At 36.7% G+C, this 16,076-nt stretch carries 11 protein-coding genes and 1 pseudogene; 6 read left to right on the forward strand and 6 right to left on the reverse strand.

What is annotated here, in order from left to right:
• Window positions 1-182 precede the first annotated feature (182 nt).
• From H592_RS0107660 to H592_RS0107675, 4 genes are all read left to right on the forward strand, one after another.
• Window positions 183-1,310 carry an acyltransferase gene (locus H592_RS0107660; protein WP_028868255.1) on the forward strand — a complete coding sequence of 376 codons (1,128 nt, stop codon included), beginning with the start codon at window positions 183-185 and terminating at the stop codon, window positions 1,308-1,310.
• A gap of 263 nt (window positions 1,311-1,573) precedes the next feature.
• Window positions 1,574-2,602: a hypothetical protein gene (locus H592_RS0107665; protein ID WP_028868256.1), complete on the forward strand. Its 1,029-nt coding sequence runs from the start codon at window positions 1,574-1,576 to the stop codon at window positions 2,600-2,602.
• A gap of 71 nt (window positions 2,603-2,673) precedes the next feature.
• On the forward strand, window positions 2,674-3,288 hold the full coding sequence (locus H592_RS0107670) for a hypothetical protein (RefSeq protein ID WP_037071254.1): 615 nt from the start codon (window positions 2,674-2,676) through the stop codon (window positions 3,286-3,288).
• 187 nt (window positions 3,289-3,475) lie between these two features.
• Window positions 3,476-5,503, forward strand: coding sequence for a putative bifunctional diguanylate cyclase/phosphodiesterase (locus H592_RS0107675; RefSeq protein WP_028868258.1), 2,028 nt, complete (start codon window positions 3,476-3,478; stop codon window positions 5,501-5,503).
• Between the two features lie 303 nt (window positions 5,504-5,806).
• On the opposite strand, the gene H592_RS0107680 is transcribed toward H592_RS0107675, so the two are convergent.
• The 4 genes from H592_RS0107680 to cmoA all read right to left on the reverse strand — a co-directional run bounded on the left by H592_RS0107680 (window position 5,807) and on the right by cmoA (window position 11,330).
• Entirely contained in the window at window positions 5,807-7,885 is a 2,079-nt protein-coding gene (locus H592_RS0107680; RefSeq protein ID WP_028868259.1) for a cation:proton antiporter, read from the reverse strand.
• 834 nt (window positions 7,886-8,719) lie between these two features.
• Window positions 8,720-9,313 (reverse strand): CoA pyrophosphatase, encoded by a 594-nt coding sequence (locus H592_RS0107685; RefSeq protein ID WP_028868260.1) that lies wholly within the window; start codon window positions 9,311-9,313, stop codon window positions 8,720-8,722.
• Between the two features lie 256 nt (window positions 9,314-9,569).
• Window positions 9,570-10,556 carry a tRNA 5-methoxyuridine(34)/uridine 5-oxyacetic acid(34) synthase CmoB gene (gene cmoB / locus H592_RS0107690; protein WP_028868261.1) on the reverse strand — a complete coding sequence of 329 codons (987 nt, stop codon included), beginning with the start codon at window positions 10,554-10,556 and terminating at the stop codon, window positions 9,570-9,572.
• A 42-nt stretch (window positions 10,557-10,598) separates the two neighbouring features.
• Window positions 10,599-11,330 (reverse strand): carboxy-S-adenosyl-L-methionine synthase CmoA, encoded by a 732-nt coding sequence (cmoA, locus tag H592_RS0107695; protein ID WP_028868262.1) that lies wholly within the window; start codon window positions 11,328-11,330, stop codon window positions 10,599-10,601.
• A 169-nt stretch (window positions 11,331-11,499) separates the two neighbouring features.
• Between cmoA and aspS the strand changes: the two genes are divergently transcribed.
• Window positions 11,500-13,281: an aspartate--tRNA ligase gene (gene aspS / locus H592_RS0107700; protein ID WP_028868263.1), complete on the forward strand. Its 1,782-nt coding sequence runs from the start codon at window positions 11,500-11,502 to the stop codon at window positions 13,279-13,281.
• A 201-nt stretch (window positions 13,282-13,482) separates the two neighbouring features.
• Here the strand turns inward: aspS and H592_RS23565 are convergent, their stop codons facing one another.
• A complete protein-coding gene (locus H592_RS23565) occupies window positions 13,483-13,704 on the reverse strand; it encodes a phage integrase N-terminal SAM-like domain-containing protein (protein WP_084296230.1) in 222 nt (73 codons plus the stop codon).
• Between the two features lie 277 nt (window positions 13,705-13,981).
• Here H592_RS23565 and H592_RS0107710 point away from each other — a divergent pair, with 277 nt between their 5' ends.
• Window positions 13,982-15,523 carry a hypothetical protein gene (locus H592_RS0107710; protein WP_028868264.1) on the forward strand — a complete coding sequence of 514 codons (1,542 nt, stop codon included), beginning with the start codon at window positions 13,982-13,984 and terminating at the stop codon, window positions 15,521-15,523.
• Window positions 15,524-15,761: 238 nt separating this feature from the next.
• On the opposite strand, the pseudogene H592_RS24200 reads toward H592_RS0107710, so the two are convergent.
• Window positions 15,762-16,076, reverse strand: a pseudogene (locus tag H592_RS24200) (ISKra4 family transposase); the annotation flags it as partial.

Consider the following 16,076-nt stretch of genomic DNA (forward strand, 5'->3'; position numbering starts at 1 on the left):
ATGGATGCGTGATACTCTTAAAACTCAGTCACTTAAAGCTCATTAAGTTAATATTTCAGGTCGTTGTAAGCGTAATGGTCAATATGGATGTTCAATTTCATTAACGTTACTTTTCTTTCTTCATTTGGTTTGTTTATTTATTTTGTTTGTTTATTTTTGTTAATAAGGTGCGGGTGAATACCATGACAGCAGCACGTCAGTCTATTTTCTATATCGATTTCTTACGTTTCATTGCCGCCATTGCGGTTATTATGATCCATGTGCTTGGCCCTTTTCGTTATTTATATGGTGAAATTCCTGGCAGTGATTGGTTAGCCGCCGCTGGACTTAACAGCCTAACGCGCTGGGCTGTTCCTGTATTTATGATGATCAGTGGGGCGTTATTGTTATCATCAAAAACGTTATCATCAAAGGCATTATCACCCAAACCGTTATCCCCCCCAAAATTGCCATCAAAATCATTATCCCAAGACGCATCATCGCAAGAATCATTCAAATGGGGGCCTTACCTGATTAAGCGTGTCAGTAAAGTTGTTGTGCCATTTGTTGGTTGGACTATCATCTTTGCTTTAGTTAGCGGTTATATGGTTGACGGTATTTTTACAGGAGAGTGGTCGAGTAATATTGCAACCGAGACATTAGGAAGCTCGTTGACAGAGCCTGTTTGGTACCACCTTTGGTTTTTTTACGATTTTATTCCTCTTTATTTTGTTATTCCTTTTTTGCTACCTTTACTTAAACAAGCCTCGGACGATCATATTAAATTAGCCTTATCATGCTGGGCTATTTTATTGTTCATGCATTGGTTAAAAATAGGGGACTTTTTACAGCAAAACTTGGTGTTATATAGTGGATACCTTGTTTTAGGTTGGTATCTCTTTAATAGGGATAATCGTGATCACTTAAAATATTGGATAACAGCGGGTAGTTTAATGCTTTTACTCAACTTTTTTGGTACTTGGTATGTCGCTACCGAAAAACAAGCGTACAGTTCATTATTTATGGGTTATAAGACCATTAATACTGCTATTATTGGTGGTATGTTATTTGTATTAGCGCAAACTTATGCGCACAAAATACAAGGGCGTTTACGCGCTTTAGTCACCCTTATTTCAACCTATAGTTTGGGTATTTACTTAGTTCACCCTTTAGTATTGATCCCTATACGTGATTTAAATAGTGGGTTTTATCAAGTATTTCAAAGTAACTGGATTGCGATCCCAATGCTTACCTTTTTGACTTTAGCGGCATCATTATTATTGACTATGTTGTTAGTTAAGCTGCCATTTATTAGACGTTTAGTGCCATAATAGTGCGGTAATTAAAAGCAAGGGGTTATCACTTGTTGATAAATCGCTGTATTGTCCTTCTTATACTACAATAAATACCTAAATAGAGAGTTGAGGATGGTTAAATCTATTTATTAATTTTGCCTGTTAGTAAGTGATTAATTTTCCATTCAAATTTACTGCAATTTAGTTATTAAGTGGCTAAATAGCTAGGTAGCTAAGCAACTAACTATATTTATGAAAATGGATTTTCCAGTCTTAACTCGAATAAGGGTTATCGTGTTATGAAAAAAAGTTACCCAACATGGACAGTATTCAGTACCAGTTGTTTATTATCTTTGCCTCTTTTTGTATTTACAAATATGGCCGAGGCGGCATTTTTAGGAGAAAATAGTCGAGTATCCATTGATATGTCTTCGCGTGTTAGCAGTAACCTAGATACTCAAAATCATGCTTTTATGCATGTATTAGGTATTGATATACATAAAGTATTTAGTAGCGATACTGGAGATATCGGCACATTAATACTGCAACCGTATGTTGTAAAATTGAATAATGTTAACAACCCTCCTTTCATTTTTGATGATGGTAACGCTACAAAGCTCACATGGCGTATCGCAAACTTTAACTATACTGCTTTAAATCAAGGCAAGTTTAATATTAGATTAGGGCATTTTGAAGTACCTTTTGGGCTCGAATATCAAATCGATACCAATGGCACGCTACGTCAATTAACTGCTATAGAACGAGGTATAAAAGCTGACTGGGGGTTATCGATTAATGGCATCATGCCTCGTTTTGAATATGAGGTTGCACTAACGCAAGGTTCAGGTGCTGAAATTAATAATAACGATGACTCACACTTATTTTCTGGTCGAATTGGAACACTCAGTACTAAAAATATAGTAACAGGCTTATCATGGTTAAGCGGCGACATATTAGCGGCTAATGGCGTTATTGAGCAGAAAAAAGTGGCCTTAGATCTTTCTTATTATTATTACCAATGGCGGTTTATGGCGGAATCCTCTGTTGGTAAAAAAGCAGGTAATAATGTCGCCAATGGTTTTGCTGAGGTGTTGTGGCGTACTCCCAAAGAAAACCTCTCTATCTATACTCAGTTGCGTTATCAACGTGCAGAAATAGATCATAACGTGAGTAGTGAAAGTAGTTCTGCAAGTCATTGGGTAGCTGGCGTGGAGTGGGTGAATGATCATGGTTTCGATGTTAGTGCACAATACAAGCATAAACTAAAAGAAATGAAAAATCAGAGCATTGAACCTATTTTAAGTGTGCAGCTAAGGTATAGAATGTAGTGTCACATAGTTTTAAGCGTTAAAATATTAAACAAAAAGACATTAAACGATAAGGCATTAACCCAAATAATATGAAACAGCGTAAACTTTTTACATTAATCGTCTTAATGGCGACACAGGTATTAATGAACTCTTCTGCTTATGCAGCTTTTTGTTCCTTAAGAGACCCTGTGTCTGCAATGCAAATACTCTATAAAGACGGATACCAATATCGTTCCATCGTCACGACTGTTACAGAGCAAGATAGATTAGCGGTTAAAGAAAAGTTGCCTTTTACTATTCATCAAAGTGAAGTCAGTAAACATACCTTGTACGTTCTTTATAAAGAGGGGCAACATGCTGGTTTTTTACAAGCTCGATCAGAATGGGCTAAATGGGGGTTAGTTGAAATTGCCTGGGGTATCAACTTAGATAGAAGCTTAAAAGGTTTCTATTTTCAACGTTGTAGAAGCCCTGAATGTAACGATATAGTTGTAGCAAGTATTAATAAACAGCTTCAAAATAAAAGTTTTAACGAACTAAAGTCATTACTGTCAGCTAATGGTGAGACACTGTCTGAAATTGGGAAAAAGACATTTAAAAAATCTCCAACTCTCGCTTTGTTAGTATTACGATCTGGATTAAAAACGTTAGCAATTACCGATATAAGTTGGGCCAGAGATATTAAAAAAATTGAAGGTAGTTAGCCTGAAGAAAAAGTAATGGCAGGTCATAAATAAATGAAAGCAATACGCAAAGTGAATGAAAAAACTAGTCTAAGTAAGTACTATAGTTAATGTAAATAATTGAAAATATTGGTATAAAAATTGAAAAGCGAATCAGAATAAATGAAAATACAGCTAATTGAGTGTACACACTAATTAAAGGTATTGAATGAGAATAAGAAGCTATTTAGCTATACTTGTGTTCGCCTGTTTACTCGGTGGTTACACGTTAGAGCAAGTCTTGGGGTACCACTTCAATCATGTTCAAATATTAGCCAGTAAACATACACAAAGTCTTTTACGAGCAAAAGATTTCGAACGCATTGAAAATAGCACGTCGCAATTTTTAGTCTCTACGGATTTGGTCATTGCCTCTGGCAATACTTACCTGATCTTTGGTGCAAAAAATATGGGCGATTACATCAGTACTGAATTGTCAAAAATACAAGATGCAAACCTTTCCCCTGCACTTAATGCAGAGATAAAACAAACCATTATTGCCCTCAAAAAAATTAATTCATATCTCGACACAATCGGTAAATTACCCGAAAAAGCCTTAATTGCACATTTGCAAAAGCTATTACCTGACTATGATACTGTTAGTTTATCGTTGGTTAAAAGCATTCAGTTTATGATGTCTGAAACCAATCAGATTATTACTCAAGATGCATTGTCGTTAGAACAAGAAAAACACTTTATAAGCAATGCTAGTTGGATTGCTCGTGGAATATTTTTATTTTTAATAATCGCTACCTGGTGGTGGGCAAATAGAAAAATTTGTAATCCGTTAAACACGTTGATTGCTTCTTCACACAATGCTCTCGCTGGTAATGATTTTCAAGTTAGCGATGATGCGCCTACCGAGATCACTGAATTAAGTAATGATTTCAAGTTATTAACACAAACATTATGGCATCAAGCATCACATGACCCATTGACTGAACTTTATAATCGTCGTGCTTTTGAGCGTAATTTAAATGCTGCTATTGACCATAAAAAGAGACCATCAACGATAAATGAAGATAATCGGTTTTTATGTTTTATCGATTTAGATTATTTTAAAACCATTAACGATACGTGCGGACATGCGGTAGGTGATCAAGTCTTAGTTGATGTGGCTCGTATATTAAAACAAAAAGTGCGCAACTACGATACGGTGGCAAGATTAGGCGGTGATGAGTTTGCTATTTTGATTAATCGCTGCCCTGTAGATAAAGCACTTGAAATTGCTGAACAGATTAAACAAAGTATCAACCAGTTAACGTATCACTGGCAAGATGAAAATTTTCAATTAAGTGCCAGCATTGGTATCGCTCCTCAAATCAATGACAGTAGTGCTACTGAGTTATTAAATTCGGCCGATATTGCCTGTGGCTTAGCAAAAAATGCTGGAAGGAACTCTGTTTATTTATACGATACTTGCGATCAAGTTTTCGCTGATAATAAGCAGAAATTATTGTCTGTGCACTACTTAAACCATGCATTAAATAACAATTTATTTATATTATACAAACAAGATATTGTGCCGCTACAGCAACAAAAAGTAGGTAAAGTCTTTGAAATATTATTAAGAATGTTAGGCAACGATGGAAAATTGTTGAGTCCTGCTTCTTTTTTACCCGTTGCTGAGCGTTATCAACTCACCGGTAAAATAGATCGTTGGGTGATTAATGCTGTATGCGACCATTTTATGGTTCGTGCTGAGGAGCTTAAGTCGATTAAAACAATTGCGATTAACTTATCTGGCCACTCTTTAACTGATAATGAGTTAGAAACCTTTATTATTAATAAACTGACACAGAGCCAAATACCCGCTAACAAAATATGCTTTGAAATCACTGAAACGGCCGCTATTAAAAATATCAATCGTGCTCGATTATTTATGAGTAACATTAAAGCGTTAGGTTGTCAGTTTTCCCTGGATGACTTTGGTAGTGGCCATTCTTCCTATGCTTATATCAAACAATTACCGACGGATAAGATTAAAATAGATGGTGCGATTGTGGCTAATATGCTCACCAACCCAATCGATTTTACCGCTGTTAAATCGATTTGCGAGATAGGCAAAGCAGCAAAACAAGAAGTTATTGCTGAGTTTGTTGAAGACTTTAGGCTGGTTGAAGCATTAACCGCATTAGGTGTTGATTATGCACAAGGTTATTATTTTGCTAGGCCGGAACCTTTAGTGGTTGTTTAAGAAGTATTCGATAAAAATTGGATGTTATAACTATTGGATAAGTAACAATCTTTGGTAAATTTGAGTGTTTTAAGGGGGTTGATTATACCGATTATATTAAATAAGAGATCTAAATTTTGCGTAGGAAAAAATGACTTAGTTCAAGGCGTAAATTTAGCTAAGTGATTGTTATATTTATGGAAATTACAGCGAAATAATAAGTTGTTTTAACAAGTAAAATAGATTAGCTAATTAATGTGATTGGTATTATTAAAAGGTCACACTGCACAGTGTGACCTTGTTTATAGTCAGGAGTAAAGAGTGTTAGGCTGACTTAGAAGTTGCCTGTGTTTCCTTTTCATCAGTATCCTGTGTTTCTGCGTCATCGGATTCTGAACGATTAGACTCTTCTTGCTCAGCTTTTTTCGCTTGTTCAATTGAAGCCTGCTCCTGGCGTCGTGCTTTTTCAAGGGCACGTTGATCTGCCTCTTCTGCTTCTCGAATAGCGCGTTCTTCCGCACGTGCTTCTGCTTCTGCTTTTGCTGTAGCTTTAGCCTGTGCTTTGGCTTCACGCTCTGCTTCTTCATCTACAGCACGTTGAATTACTGCTAGATCCTGCGCTTCTTGAGGCAATAAACTAATCAACTCAATACCCACTGGATAATCAGCATCCGTTTCATTAGAAACAATCTTAATTTCGCCATCTTTAGTTAGGTATACTAATGGCATAGCCGAGTCGCCGTAACGTCTTTTAAAACGCTCAAAGGTAAAGTTTTCAGTGATGTTAGTCACCTTTAGAATACCGCCTCTTGCCATGATACTAGCAATCTTAGCGTAGGAAATATTCTCTCCAAATAAGCTCAATCGTTTTAGATATGACTCTGATAATTGATGGCGTGCGCTGGCACTGTCAGCATTGTTCAAGCCATAAACTTTCTCTGAACCAAGTAAATCTTGGAAGTGAAAGGAAACTAATGGGTTTAATTGACGGTAAGGTGACATCACTAATACACGACCTATACCGCTTAAATCCATATAGTTGGTCGCATGTTCTGAAGCAGGGTTACCAAAATAAACGGGAATATTTTCCATACGAGCTTTACGAATGCTATCCCAGTTATTGTCTGCTAATAGCACTTTCACATTTTTAGAAATTAAAATCGTCGCAAGTTCGCGTGAGAATTTAGAGGCACCAAACATCAGTAAACCTTCATTCGCACCTTGTTTCACTCCTAAAAATTTTGCCCATGGGCCGGCAGTTAAACTTTGAATAACCACGGTGCCAATAATAATTAAAAATACTAGCGGCACAATAGAGCTTGCACCTTCAAGGCCAACCGTTTCTAATTTAATCGCAAATAGTGATGAAATCGCTGCGGCAACAATACCACGCGGTGCAACCCAGCTGAGGAACCACTTATCCTTTGAAGAAACATTAGTACCAAGACCAGAAATCCAAATACTGAGTGGACGAGCAACAAACATCACCACCAGCAGCACGCCTAATCCGCCAAAACCTAGGTCTAACATGGCGCTAGAATCAAGCCGTGCAGCAAGTAGAATAAACAGTGCTGAAATTAATAACACGGTTAATGTTTCTTTAAACTCTAAAATATCCGCAATATCAACGCCACGCATGTTTGCTAGCCAAATACCCATTACAGTCACAGTTAATAATCCAGACTCTTCTTGGTAGATATTAGAGCCTACAAAAACGCCCAACATAATGGTTAATACCGCAGTATTACGTAAATAGTGTGGAAATAAGTTTTTACGAATCGATAACCCAGTTAAATAACCCGCAGCAGCGCCTAAACCAAAGCCCAGTAATAACGTATATCCCAATGCAGATAAAACATGAGAGGTAGGGTCCGCTGTTACAGCAATATATTCAAAGACTAAAACTGCAAGTAGGGCGCCAATAGGGTCAATAACAATCCCTTCCCAACGTAAAATACTGGCTAAATTAGACTTTGGTTGTACGGTACGCAACATAGGTACAATAACCGTTGGCCCTGTTACCACTACTAGAGCGCCAAACAGCATCGCAATTGACCAATCAAAGCCTAAAATATAATGAGCCGCGGGTGCTATACAAGCCCAAGTGATAAAAGCACCGATGGTGACTAAGTGCGTGACCATTCGGCCATGCTCTTTAATTTCTTTAAAGTTAAGTGTGAGTGCGCCTTCAAAGAGGATAACAGCAACACCTAATGAAATAATCGGGAATAATAAATCCCCAAAAATAGCATCAGGATCCAAAATGCCAAGTGCTGGCCCTAATAATAAACCACATAATAATAGTGGGAGAATTGCAGGTAAACGTAATTTCCACCCGATCCATTGACACAAAAGTGACAGTACACCGATCAGTGCAAGCATGCCTGTGATGTGTTCAACCATATTCATTTCCTTTTTTTCAAACCATTGCAAATTAATTATCTACCCTGCAATGGGGGTCACGGTGATTCGTGAGCAATTTATACGTTTGGTAACTTGATTTGTACCATTTTATTCACTAAATATTATTTACAGACTGGCAAACTAATGAAAAATATTGCCGATACTTATGTTCTTTCCTTTCATTCAAAAACGTTTTTTTATTAAGTAAAAAAGCACAGTGCGACGCACTAATTATTAATCTAATTAGCAAAAATAATCAGTTATTAAATGGGAGTGTTTTTTAACTTATCTTTAAAAGTGATGTAGATGTTTAATCCAACGCTAATTAATAAAAGCCTACTATTATTTCTATCTATTACTTTTACTATTAACTTTAAATTGCCGCTTCTCGTTATGTCTCGCTAGCGAAGTAAATAGACTTAAGTGCATCTAGCTAAGTACATCTTGTGAGATAAGGCTAGCTAATATCTGTTAATAAGCATCATTATTTTTACAAAAAGCATTGTTTTTTTATCATTAAATTTTGCTCTATAACATACTAATTCACGTATTGGAGCAAGTGTTTTTTTGATCTTAATCACGTTTTATCAAGGCTGTTAAATAAAACATTAATCTAATCAGTTAATTAGTTCCTTCTTTTTTGTTGGTATTTGACCCCTTTATGGTGATGTTTTATTTAAAAACAAGCATTCAAAAACAAGTTGTGTTCAGCAGGGGGAGGAGTTTATAGCAAACCATTAACCAAATGACTAGAGCCTATTTGTTTATATCGAGTTGAACGTATTGTTAAATGTATTGTTGAACGACTCACTAGGGCTGTGTCGGTTGGGGTGATCAACCTTTTAAATGATGTTGCAAATTAATAATCATCTGCGCAGTCGCACCCCAAATTAAATGGTTTTGATAAGCACAACAATAAGTAAAGTGACGTTGTCTATTCGCCACTAAATACTGTTTAGAAAAATTGTTGCTGTCTAATACATAAGAAAAGGGCACTTCAAAACAGACCTTGACTTCAGAGCGGTCAATGATCACTTGCTCTGTACTATTCACAAAACCAATAAAAGGTGTGACATGATAACCGCTGTTAGTGGTTAGTGAGGGTAAACTACCTACCAGTTGTATATTGTCCTGCTCAATGCCTATCTCTTCTTGAGTTTCCCTTAATGCGGTGGAAGCTAATGAATCATCACTTAACTCGTATCTTCCTCCGGGGAAACTTACTTGACCTGGGTGATGTTTAAGATGTAATGCACGTTGTGTGAAAATCATGTGTAAGCCATTTTCTCTTTGTATCAACGGCATTAATACCGCCGCTTTTTTTAATGGCTGTTGATGTTTGTTGATGGTGTGTAAGTAATGCGAAACAGGCGCACTGGACGTTGCTTGTTGTAAGATAAAACGATTGAGAAAACGTTGTCTATTCATCTCTTCCTTTTATACTCCTGCTCGTGAAACGCTTATAGTTTTTCGTTGAGTTAAAACTTATAGCTCTCTTCATTTCGTAAATAAGCAGAGCCATGTAATAAACTAAATAATATTGCATTGTAATACAATGTTACTACTTGATTGAATCTTAATGTAGTCTAAAAGACACTGCTAGCCCTGATAAAACAAAGGCTAGCAGACAAGCTGTCGTTGAAGTTAAAACCTTTAAACTTAAAGTAGTGCGTTCAAGGCACTTTTAGTTAAGTGGTTTAACCGCTTTTTTGGCAATCAGTAAAGCACGTTTGGGTGCTGGGTGACCCTCCACTGTTTTGGTGGAATCGTTTGGATCTAAATAGTCTTCTAAAGATTCATTGGTCATCCAAGCGGTACTGCGTTGTTCGCCGGTTAATGTGTCGTTAATATCCGCAATACGAACATCTTCAAAACCACATTTTTCAACCCACAGTTTTAATGCTTTGGCGCTAGGTAAAAACCAAATATTGCGCATTTTAGCGTAACGATCAAAAGGTACTAACACATCATTTTCATCACCTTCAATCACTAAGGTTTCAAGCACTAACTCTCCGCCTTCAACCAATTGATCTTGAAGTTGTGTGATGTGATCCATTGGCGATTTTCGGTGATATAAAACGCCCATCGAAAAAACCGTATCAAAAGCTTCAAGTTTAGGTAACTCTTGAATACCTAATGGCAATAAGTGTACGTTTTGATCTTTATTCGCAAAGTGACGCACCGCTTCAAACTGACACAAAAACAACTCACTTGGGTCAATACCCACAACAAACTCAGCACCTTCGCCACGCATCCGCCACATGTGGTAACCACTGCCACAACCCACATCAAGTACATAACGATATTTAAGTGGGCTTATATGCGGTAAAACACGATCCCATTTCCAATCACTACGCCACTCCGTATCGATATGCACGCCATGAATATGAAAAGGGCCTTTACGCCAGGGGTGAAACTTTTGTAATAAATTTTCTAATTTCTTGGTTTCACCTGTCGACAGCTCAGAACCATTGCCTATACGCACTTCATCTTTAAGTTCAATATGTTCGGTTTCGATCGTTGGAAATTTATTTAACACCCGTATCCAGCTAGCTAATGTGCCATGGACGTGTTTATTTTCCCATTCATGCAATTGTGCTGGTAACGTACGCAACCAATGGTTTAAACGGTTTTTCGCAATAATGCTGTAAAAGTTACTGAAGTCGATCATGTCAATGCCTTGCTACTGAGAATGTATTTAACGCTTATTAATTTATTTAATGCTAAGAATCGAACCAAAATTAAAATATTGATACCAAAGGTTGTTATGTTGAAATCCAGCCTGCTGTAAACGTTCGTAATGTTGCTCAACGGTATCGGAAATCAATACATTGTCGAGAGATGAGCGTTTTTGACTTATTTCTAACTCGCTATAACCATGACTACGTTTAAAGTCTAAATGTAAATCCACTAATAGCTGGTTGCTTTTTTCATCATCAAAAATAAATTTCTCAGACAGCACTAAAACGCCGCCCGGTAATAATCCTTGATAAATATTGGTTAATAAAGAAAGACGTTTTTCCGGCGTCAGGAATTGCAGTGTGAAATTAAGTACAACAACAGACGCGTTTTCAATCTTAATATTACAAATATCATCCTGTAATACGGTGACCGGAATATCTGACTTATAGGCTTTAATATGTTGCTGACAAGATTCTACCATTGCCGATGAGTTATCGACGGAGATAATATTACAACCTGCCTTTTCAGCAAGTCCACGACGCATCGACAAAGTGGCTGCGCCCAAAGAACAGCCTAAGTCATACAGGTTAGAGTTATCGACGGCACAACGCTGCGTGATCATCGCAATACTATTAATAATGTTTTCATAACCTGGTACGGAGCGTTTGATCATGTCAGGGAACACTTGTACCACTTGCTGATCAAAACTAAAGCTATCTACTTTGTCTAGTGGTTGACTGAAAATATTGTCGGTTTGGCTCATAAGGCTACCTAATTATTTAAGGTTTAATGACGTTACTCACTGAGTATTGCCGCGCATTTTACTTAAATTGTGTTGCAGGGTCATTTTTTTATTTAAGCATATGACTATCAGTGGTTTTCTTTTATAATACTGACAATTATTTTTAACGTATTTAAAACAGGAAACGATAATGCGCACTATGTATTGTGGTGAAGTGACCGAAGAAAATATTGGTCAAGAAGTTGAGTTAGTAGGTTGGGTAAACAAACAGCGCGATTTAGGTGGTGTAACATTCCTAGATATACGTGACCGTGAAGGTATTGTACAAGTTTTCTTTGATGGTGATACACCAGAAGCGACAGCGATTGCTGCAACAGTACGTAATGAATTTTGTGTGCAAATGAAAGGACAAGTTCGTGCTCGTCCTGAAGGCCAAGTTAATAAAGACATGACAACGGGTGGTATTGAAATCCGTGGTCTTGAGCTAGAAATTTTGAATCGTTCTGAGCCATCTCCACTTGATAGCAACCAAAAGAACTCTGAAGAACAGCGTTTACGTTACCGTTATTTAGATCTACGTCGTCCAGAAATGGCTGAGCGTATGGTATTTCGCTCTAAGGTAAGTAGCTTTGTACGTCGTTTCTTAGACGACAATGGTTTCTTAGACGTTGAAACACCTATCTTGACTAAAGCAACACCAGAAGGTGCGCGTGACTATTTAGTACCAAGCCGTACACATAAAGGTCAATTTTTTGCATTACCGCAATCACCTCAGTTATTTAAACAACTGTTAATGATGTCTGGTATGGATAAATACTATCAAATCGTTAAATGTTTCCGTGATGAAGATTTACGTGCTGACCGTCAACCTGAATTTACACAAATAGATATCGAAACTTCTTTCATGACTGGCGATCAAGTGATGGCTAAAACGGAAGAGATGATTGTTAAGCTTTTTGAAAAAATGCTAGATGTTGATTTAGGTGCTTTCCCTAAAATGACCTATGCAGAAGCAATGCGTCGTTTTGGTAGTGACAAACCTGATTTACGTATCGACTTTGAATTAGTTGACGTAGCAGACCTATTAAAAGAAGTTGAATTCAACGTATTTTCTGGCCCTGCTAACGATGCAGATAGCCGTGTCGCGGTTATTTGTGTACCGGGCGGCGCAAAACTTTCTCGTAAAAATATCGATGAATACGGTAAATTTGTGACAATCTACGGTGCTAAAGGGTTAGCATGGATGAAAGTCAATGAAGCGTCGAAAGGGCTTGAAGGTGTTCAATCGCCAATCGCTAAATTCTTAAACGAAGAGATCGTGGCAGAGTTACTTAAACGTACTAATGCACAAGATGGCGATATCATTATGTTTGGCGCAGATAAAGCAAACATTGTGGCTGAAGCAATCGGGGCATTACGTCTAAAAGTAGCTGAAGATCTTGGTCTTATTAAAGATGAGTGGAAACCACTTTGGGTGATTGAATTCCCAATGTTTGAACCACTTGAAGACGGTGCATTAACGCCATTACATCACCCATTCACTGCACCAATGAATATGACCGCAGAAGAATTAGAAGCAAGCCCAGTCGGCGCTATTTCTAATGCTTATGACATGGTATTAAATGGTTGTGAGTTAGGCGGTGGTTCTGTTCGTATTCATAAACAAGACATGCAAGCGGCTATCTTCCGTATCCTAAATATCTCTGATGAAGAAGCACAAGATAAATTTGGTTTCCTATTAGAAGCATTACAATTTGGTGCTCCACCACATGCAGGTTTAGCATTTGGTTTAGACCGTCTAGTAATGTTAATGACAGGGACTAGCTCAATTCGTGAAGTGATTGCATTCCCGAAAACAGCATCTGCTGCATGTCCATTAACTAACGCACCTGGTTTTGCTAACCCAGCAGCTCTTGCTGAGTTAAATATTGCGGTTGTTAAGACTGAGAAAGAAGAAACTAAAGAAGGTTAATCTTTTTAAGATTTAGTTTTCTCTTTATAGAAAGGGAGGTGATGTTGCTAGTGATAGCTATGTTACCTCCCTTTTTTTGTTTTTTGTTTTTCTTTATGGTTTAGATGTGGGCTCGTCTGCGCTCATCGGGGCTGTTTGATGTTTATTGGCAGTGTTTTCGCTCTGTCGGTGATTTTACTTTCTCTTCTCAGAAAATATTTTTTACCTACAATGAGAACTAAAGCTGGCCAACTGTCTTGAAAAACACCGCTGGACCGAGTAAAGCTGGACAGCCACTTCATCATCGTGGCATTCATTGGGGTGTTTCTTTTGGTTGTAATAGATAAAAGAGGTGATCCAATAAAGGTAGGCTTTTATTGTTTTTTCTGCGTAGTGCTTCATTCGCATATTTTCAGTTACTGCACTCAAAAATGGAGAAGGCATATGTCACTCCGATCTTTTAAATTAGTGTGTTTATATACAGTGTAGCCATGTTGCAGTATTTTCACCGTAATTATTGCAATTTGTCGTCTTTTCCCATGATGTTAGTTTTATGTTTTACCTGTAATTACTTGTTATAGAAATAAATTAACGTAAGATTGAAATTATTTTTTATCATTAGCTTGTGTAGTGTTTTTACCTCAAAAATGACATTTTGTAAGTTAATAAGCTGTTAGACCTCAGTGTTCCCCATATCAGTTTCCACCTTTAGGAGTATGAAGTGAACCAAATTTTCAATATCTTTATTACAAAGCTAAATAATATTATCAATCCTAAATTTCAAAATGTATTCATTCGCTCTGTCTTTGGTATTGGAGTTTTGTTAGTCGCTCCAAAAATATTAAACATACTTGCTAAGTTTGAGCTTATTACAAATGATTTTATAATTAAATTAGAGTTCCTTGAATCATCGGATACAACGCTCTCATTTATTGGTGTGGTATTTATTCTTGTATCCTCATGGCTGTTTTATAATGAAAGACGCATGAATCACGAATATAAGATCCTTAGTCAATCTCAAGATGAAGATTTAATCATTAATTATTATGTTTGTGAAAATTACGAGAGGTTAGTAGAAATCAATAACGGTGATTTGTCAGGATTTCCTGTTCAAAATGCAATGATTTTAAAAAATTCTATTATGAGTTCTTTAAATGAAATTATAGCTAATCATCCAGATAGTTACAGAAACTCTAATTTATACGGTGATTACTATAACAGTGTGGAAGAGTACCTAGAAAAATACCCAGAGGCTTCTATACCTAACCGAAGTGATGGGAATTTTTCATACTTTCAGGTTACTAGAGTGCCTAACAAACATGAGTTAACAAACTTAAAAGACAAAGATGGTTTATTAAAATTAATGTTAGAGAAAAATGTCGAATTTCCCATTTCGATTGCAGGTGGTTATGAAGATGCTTGCGCAGGAATTGATTTACAAGAAGAATTTATTTTAAGAAAACTTTGGTGCTCATTTATTTGTATAACGAATAATTCTGATAAATCGTTACAACTAAACTCAATGACGGGGAATCACTTGAAAAGTGATTCATTTAAGTGTTTTTCAACTAATTCATCGAAGCAAGAAGACATTAAAATACCTAACGTTATGTTGAAATCAGGCCAAAGTGTAATTGTCCCTATTTGTATTTTAATTCCACCCTTGTATTCGTTTAAGCGTGATGAAATATCATCAACAAGGTCTGAAGGTCTTTCAGACCGCATTCAAATAACTAACCATGAATCTATTCATCTAAAAAGTAATGAAGATTGTATCGTTTATGGCGATCGATTCAGTATTCGCTCAATAAAATACAAAAAGAATAAGTCTCTTATTGAAACTACGATTCGTGATTTTGATTTTACAAATATGTTTACATATGATCTTCACTGGCAGTGTGGTTCATGTCCTCATTTGTTCTTTGTTGGAGAAAATATTTCATATAAAAAGGAATTACTTGCTGACTGTCAAAATAGTATTGGAACTGACTCTTTCAGCATCCCACCAAAAGTTTCAAGTGTTGTGATTGCAGAAATTGAAGATGAAATAACCCATATTTCATCTATCAAAATGAATGATGTGATAGTTGCTAAAGACTTAGTGTTAAAAAATGGTGAGCACTTTAGTTTTGAAGCGAAAGCTGGAGCTGAGGTTATAATTACTGGCTATTATGTGCCTGATTCAGAGGTTATATATAATATTCCGCAAGGCATTAAAAGAAATGAACTCGTTAGTAATTCTCTTCAGAGTTATCAGCAATAAAGGTCTAATGGACTAAAGCTGGACATATATGGACACTCCTTGTAAATCAAGGTTAAACTGTTTTTTCTTTATTTTTTAATAATTGATATCGTGCAAAAGTACGTCGCCACTTAAATATAAAGGGCTAACTTTTCTGGTTAAACGTGTTTTGCTCTTTATCGCTTTATTCGATAGATCACCTTTCCTGAACTGCTTTGGGTGTAGTTCCTTTGAATCGACGCTTTTTTCAATAAAACAGCTATCCATAGATCCTTTGCCTCGATTGCTTTTTGTGGAAAACCCAATAGTCATTAAAGTCACCACTTGATTTTAATGACCGTAATTTCAATATTGCTTCTGCTCCCTTTAAACTCCAACGGGCACCTGTAATATCTAACCTGTCATTTATAAGGTGTCGGCAAGCCCCTTCAATGACGCCGCTCGCGATAGGGTAGCCTTTTTTTAATGCTTCTCCATATTGTAAACGAAGCTTGTTTTTGAGTAGGTAATCTGCACATTTATTAATATTATCGCGCTTGGTTAACCCCTGCTTTGTTGCACTAATACGCATTCC

The sequence above is a fragment of the Psychromonas arctica DSM 14288 genome, assembly GCF_000482725.1.
Classification (GTDB): Bacteria; Pseudomonadota; Gammaproteobacteria; order Enterobacterales; family Psychromonadaceae; genus Psychromonas; species Psychromonas arctica.

Excerpts from the sequence above, each read along its gene's own strand:
- H592_RS0107660 (WP_028868255.1), top strand. The coding sequence starts at position 183 with ATGACAGCAGCACGTCAGTCTATTTTCTATATCGATTTCTTACGTTTC.
- H592_RS0107665 (WP_028868256.1), top strand. The coding sequence starts at position 1,574 with ATGAAAAAAAGTTACCCAACATGGACAGTATTCAGTACCAGTTGTTTA.
- H592_RS0107670 (WP_037071254.1), top strand. The coding sequence starts at position 2,674 with ATGAAACAGCGTAAACTTTTTACATTAATCGTCTTAATGGCGACACAG.
- H592_RS0107675 (WP_028868258.1), top strand. The coding sequence starts at position 3,476 with ATGAGAATAAGAAGCTATTTAGCTATACTTGTGTTCGCCTGTTTACTC.
- H592_RS0107680 (WP_028868259.1), bottom strand. The coding sequence starts at position 7,885 with ATGGTTGAACACATCACAGGCATGCTTGCACTGATCGGTGTACTGTCA.
- H592_RS0107685 (WP_028868260.1), bottom strand. The coding sequence starts at position 9,313 with ATGAATAGACAACGTTTTCTCAATCGTTTTATCTTACAACAAGCAACG.
- cmoB (WP_028868261.1), bottom strand. The coding sequence starts at position 10,556 with ATGATCGACTTCAGTAACTTTTACAGCATTATTGCGAAAAACCGTTTA.
- cmoA (WP_028868262.1), bottom strand. The coding sequence starts at position 11,330 with ATGAGCCAAACCGACAATATTTTCAGTCAACCACTAGACAAAGTAGAT.
- aspS (WP_028868263.1), top strand. The coding sequence starts at position 11,500 with ATGCGCACTATGTATTGTGGTGAAGTGACCGAAGAAAATATTGGTCAA.
- H592_RS23565 (WP_084296230.1), bottom strand. The coding sequence starts at position 13,704 with ATGCCTTCTCCATTTTTGAGTGCAGTAACTGAAAATATGCGAATGAAG.